We start from the raw sequence: 2,572 nt of genomic DNA, 5'->3' as shown, positions 1-2,572 counted from the left end.
GTCTGGTGATGGGCTTCTGGTTGTTCGCGCGTCCTGTCGCGAATCGCTTGCCGCTCAACCTGACTCGGTCCGCGAGCGTCAATTCCACTCGTTGGGCATGGTGGACGGTTCTCTCCATGGGACTGGCGCTCGGAGGCTATGGGTGGTTGATCGTGCGCGCCGGCGGCATCATCGCGTACATCGACGGTCTTGCGCTCCGAAGCTCCTCTCTCGAGGGAGTCTCATTCGTCACCCTGTCTGGGGTCCCGCTGCTCGTCTTGACGTTCTATGGGGTCGCGCACTGGCTCAGCGGACAGCACACGCCCACGTCCATGCGTGTGTTGACGATCATCGCGATCGTCATCGCTTTGACCACGGCAACGTTGAGCGGGGGCAGGGCAGCGATCATCACAGGAACGCTGTTGCCGTTGATGCTCCTCATCCACTACCTGCGGAGGCCATTCGGGCTCGGGGGCGTTCTGGCGGCGGGCGCGGCCGGATTCGCACTGCTGCTGACGCTTGGCGCGCTCCTGAGAGACCGTACGTTCGCAGCACCTGGAGCCGATGCGTGGAGTTTCGTCGTCGCACGGTTCAACGACGTTACGGCCAGCACGCTGGGCGGAGTCGAGGCAGTTCCTCTTGACACGCTCCTCGTGACGTACCGCGAGATCTCTTCGGGATCAACACCCCTTCAACTCGGGCAAACATATGAGCCGATCTTCACATGGCTGATTCCCCGTGCGGTGTGGCCGGACAAGCCCGCCGGCGGCGGAAACGCGTGGTTCACATCGGAATTCGTCCCGCGCTTCTATGGGCCCAATCAAGTCGAAACGAGCATTTCGGCGATCGGGGAGTCGTTCGCCAACTTCGGTTGGATCGGTGTGCTCGTCGTATTCTTCATCCTCGGGATCGTCCTGACACGCCTCTACTCACGGCTTCGCACGACCATCGTCAGCATCGACGGGATCGTGGTCTACGCGCTGATGGCTTCCTATTTCTTCCCCGTCATTCGCGGCGATGCGTACCACAACGTCACGTCGGTCGTATTCATGCTTGCGGTCTGGGCTGCCATACGTTTCCTCGTCGTCGCGCGAATGGCCCCGCCTGAAGGCAGCGCCCGGGGGTTGCAAGGCCGAGTTCGGGCGGTCCAGCGAGGCTAATCTCAGCGTCGACAGCCCATGGAATGCCTCCCTACGTCGATGAGGAGTTGGCTACGCGGGCCGACGACTCCGATTTGCCGGCGGTGCGCGGCACCTCGGGGCTTGTCCGGGCGCAGCGAGGGTGGGGCGATCGGCCCCCGTCGCGACTCTGTTCTCACACTCCCGGGACCTTGGGAGAGTTGTGGGGTGAATCCTCCCGGCACGACCGCCTCTCGGGGTTTCAGGCGCCGTAGACGCGCGTCCGGCACCCAGTGCGGTGCGTGGCGCCTTCCTGCCGTCGTTGCAGGTCAGTGATTCATCTGCACGTCAACTGGCCTCAACCGCTCGGACACACTCGGCAGATCGAATTGACGTCGATCAAGGGAGGGTTCGTGCGCCTATCGGTCATCGGATGCGGCTATCTCGGAGCGGTGCACGCCGCCGCGATGGCATCAATCGGTCACGAAGTCGTCGGAGTTGACGTCGACGAGCATCGGGTTGCCGCGTTGAGTGCAGGGACGGCGCCCTTCTTCGAGCCGAATCTGGAAGATCTCGTCCGCGATGGGGTGAGCTCGGGGCGCCTTCGATTCTCGAACAGGATGGCCGACGTCGCGGGCGCGACGGTGCATTTCGTCGGCGTCAACACGCCCCAGCAGAAGGACGGATACGCCGCTGACCTGACCTACGTCAATGCCGCGTTCGATGGGCTGCTGCCCTACCTCTCCGAAGGCGACATCGTGGCGGGCAAGTCGACGGTGCCCGTCGGCACGGCCGCGGGGCTCGCGCCTCGCGTCGAAGCGACCGGCGCGACCCTCGTCTGGAACCCGGAATTCCTTCGTGAGGGCTGGGNCCCCGCTGGCGCAGAGGGGGAGCGCGCGGCATCCATTCTTCGTGAGGTCTATCACCCCTCGGTCGCGAAGGGCACGCCTTTCATCGTCACCGACTACGCGACAGCGGAGCTGGTGAAGGTCGCGGCGAACGCCTTCCTCGCAACCAAGATCAGCTTCATCAACGCCATGGCCGAGATCGCCGAGGTCACGGGCGCCGACGTCACTCAGCTCGCAGATGCGATCGGACACGACGCTCGCATCGGGCGCCGCTTCTTGGGAGCCGGCATCGGGTTCGGCGGGGGATGCCTGCCCAAGGACATCCGTGCCTTCTCGGCGCGCGCCGAAGAGCTCGGCAAGGGTGAGTCTGTCGCCTTCCTGCGTGAGATCGACGCGATCAACCTTCGTCGTCGCGATCGGGCCGTGCAACTGGCCGTCGATGCGCTCGGGGGAGAGACCTTCGAACGCAAGATCGCCGTGCTGGGGGCCGCGTTCAAGCCGCACTCCGACGACATCCGCGATTCGCCGGCCCTCGACGTGGCGGTACGCCTGCACGGGCTGGGGGCCTCGGTGCGGGTCACCGATCCTGAGGCGATCGCGAACGCGCGCCGCATCCATCCGCAGCTG

The 2,572-nt window shown here is 64.9% G+C and carries 2 protein-coding genes and 1 pseudogene; all 3 read left to right on the top strand.

Annotated features, from left to right (window positions below; all coding sequences use genetic code 11):
• Positions 1-1,139: O-antigen polysaccharide polymerase Wzy (gene wzy, locus ASG00_RS01920; RefSeq protein WP_156456174.1), on the top strand; the 1,139-nt coding region annotated here is incomplete at its 5' end.
• 371 nt (positions 1,140-1,510) lie between these two features.
• A pseudogene (locus tag ASG00_RS16405) lies at positions 1,511-1,967 on the top strand (NAD(P)-binding domain-containing protein); the annotation flags it as partial.
• 1 nt (position 1,968) lies between these two features.
• Positions 1,969-2,572: UDP binding domain-containing protein (locus tag ASG00_RS16400; RefSeq protein WP_327037459.1), on the top strand; the 604-nt coding region annotated here is incomplete at both ends.

The organism is Microbacterium sp. Leaf351 (assembly GCF_001423825.1).
Taxonomy (GTDB): domain Bacteria; phylum Actinomycetota; class Actinomycetes; order Actinomycetales; family Microbacteriaceae; genus Microbacterium; species Microbacterium ginsengisoli.
The sequence above is the reverse complement of the archived record's forward strand: the minus strand, read 5'-3'. Positions and strand labels throughout refer to the sequence as shown.